The 2,044-nt window shown below is 35.9% G+C and carries 3 protein-coding genes; all 3 read left to right on the top strand.

Annotated elements, in window-relative coordinates; genetic code table 11:
• Nucleotides 1–167: 167 nt before the first annotated feature.
• Genes AB1414_19925 through AB1414_19915 form a run of 3 tightly spaced genes read left to right on the top strand, consistent with a single transcriptional unit; the run spans nt 168 to nt 1,938 of the window.
• The gene (locus tag AB1414_19925) at nt 168–1,547 is read left to right on the top strand and encodes a phosphomannomutase/phosphoglucomutase (protein ID MEW6609681.1); all 1,380 of its coding nucleotides are present in this window, start codon (nt 168–170) and stop codon (nt 1,545–1,547) included.
• Nucleotides 1,548–1,559: 12 nt separating this feature from the next.
• A complete protein-coding gene (locus tag AB1414_19920; protein MEW6609680.1) occupies nt 1,560–1,778 on the top strand; it encodes a type II toxin-antitoxin system HicB family antitoxin in 219 nt (72 codons plus the stop codon).
• Nucleotides 1,753–1,938 carry a type II toxin-antitoxin system HicA family toxin gene (locus tag AB1414_19915; protein MEW6609679.1) on the top strand — a complete coding sequence of 62 codons (186 nt, stop codon included), beginning with the start codon at nt 1,753–1,755 and terminating at the stop codon, nt 1,936–1,938. Before AB1414_19920 ends, AB1414_19915 begins: the two co-directional genes overlap by 26 nt.
• The last annotated feature ends 106 nt before the right edge of the window (nt 1,939–2,044 follow it).

Raw genomic sequence — 2,044 nt, 5'->3', positions numbered from 1 at the left:
TATATCTGAAGAAGTGAGTAGGATGCTTATAGGTTTAATCAAATCAATTAAGAGTAAAATAGTATGAAGTATTTTCCCCTCTTCCTACTTCCTACTTCCTACTTGCTTGGTATGCTGAATAGTTACCTATTTCTTATGATTTCGGACTTCAAAAAGGAGGAAGTGAAATGGTTAATCCACTTATGTTTAGAGAATATGACATCAGAGGAATAATAAATGACGATTTGACTATAGAAGTAGCAGAACAAATCGGCAAGGGATTTGGAACATATATTGAGGGCAAAAATATAATCGTTGGAAGGGATAATCGCTTAAGTTCAAAAGACCTGGCTGGCGGAATAATCAAAGGGCTTCTTTCAACAGGATGTAATGTCATTGACATTGGATTATGCCCAACGCCCGTTCTTTATTTTGCAGTACTTCATTTGAATGGAGATGGAGGAATTATGGTCACTGCCAGCCATAATCCACCTGAATTTAATGGCTTTAAACTCCGTAAAACCTCATCTGCTATATTTGGAGAACAGGTTCAGGTTATCCGGGAAATAATTGAATCCAACAAGTTTAAAACAGGCGAAGGAAAATTAGAAGAGAAAAATATATTAGATGATTATCTTAAAACGATAAAAGAGAGAATAAAACTTAAGCGAAAACTCAAAATAGTTGTGGATGCAGGAAACGGAACAGTGGGACCGATAGCAACTAAATTATTAAAAGAACTTGGTTGTGAAGTGATTGAGTTATATTGCACCCCAGACGGTAACTTCCCAAATCATCTTCCTGACCCTACGGTTACCGAATATATGCAGGATTTAAGCAAGAAGGTAATCTCAGAGAAGGCAGAGGTAGGAATTGGATACGATGGCGATGGAGATAGAATAGGGATTGTTGATAATCAAGGTTCTATTGTTTGGGGAGATAAATTACTTATACTTTATTTCCGTGAAATGGTCAGGAAACGGACATTGCAAGAAATTCCTCCGGATAAAAAAATCTCGGTGGTCTTTGATGTGAAATGTTCCCAATCGCTAATTGATGAAATTAAAAAATATGGCGAAACACCTATTATGGGCAAAACAGGTTATCCCAATATTCAATCTAAGATGAAAGAGAATGATGCGTTGTTAGCGGGTGAGATGAGTGGACATATGTATTTCAGAGATAATTATCTTGGATTTGATGATGCTATCTTTGCCTCTTGTAGGCTATTAGAACTTTTATCAAATACGGATAAGAGTGTTTGTGAACTATTATCAGACATCCTACAGTACCATTCAACCCCTGAAATAAGAATCGACTGCCCGGATACTAAAAAATTTGAGATAGTCAATGAAGTTAAAAATTATTTTAAACAGCAATATGAAACGATTGATATTGATGGAATTAGAATTTTATTTGGAGATGGTTTTGCCCTGATTAGAGCATCAAATACGCAACCTATTTTAGTCTTAAGATTTGAGGCAAAAACGAAAGAAAGACTTAAGGAAATCACAAAAATTGTGGTGGATAAATTAAAAGAGTTTTTACCTCTCGAGATAGAGGTTTGAGGAGGCAAATCTATGAAATATCCGGTAGTGGTGCATAAGAGCGAATATGGTTATGATGTTCACTGTCCTCTTCTTCCAGGTTGTCATAGTCAAGGAGATACTATGGAAGAGGCTTTAGAAAATATTCAGGATGCAATTGTTACTTATCTTCAGATGGTCGCCGATGAAGTTAAAGGTTCTATCTATGAAGTAGAGGTAAAATCTAATGCTCTTTACAGATCTGTCGTGTGAACGAGTAGTCAATGCTTTATTGAAGGTTGGATTTAAAGTAGTTAAGGAAGGTAAGCATATTGGCATGTCTAAAGGGATTCATCGAGTAACCATTCCTCGTCATAGAAGAGTAAATCCTTATACACTTAAAGCCATAATCGTAAGAGTTCAGGTAGGATAAAAATAAGGAGAAAGGGAGAAGATGGAGAAGTGGAGAAAAGAAGAGTTAAGTGATAGGATTATTAATGCCTGTATTAATATCCATCAAAAGTTAGTGTCGTGTTGAA

This window comes from bacterium (assembly GCA_040755795.1).
Classification (GTDB): domain Bacteria; phylum UBA9089; class CG2-30-40-21; order CG2-30-40-21; family SBAY01; genus JBFLXS01.
The sequence above is the reverse complement of the archived record's forward strand: the minus strand, read 5'-3'. Positions and strand labels throughout refer to the sequence as shown.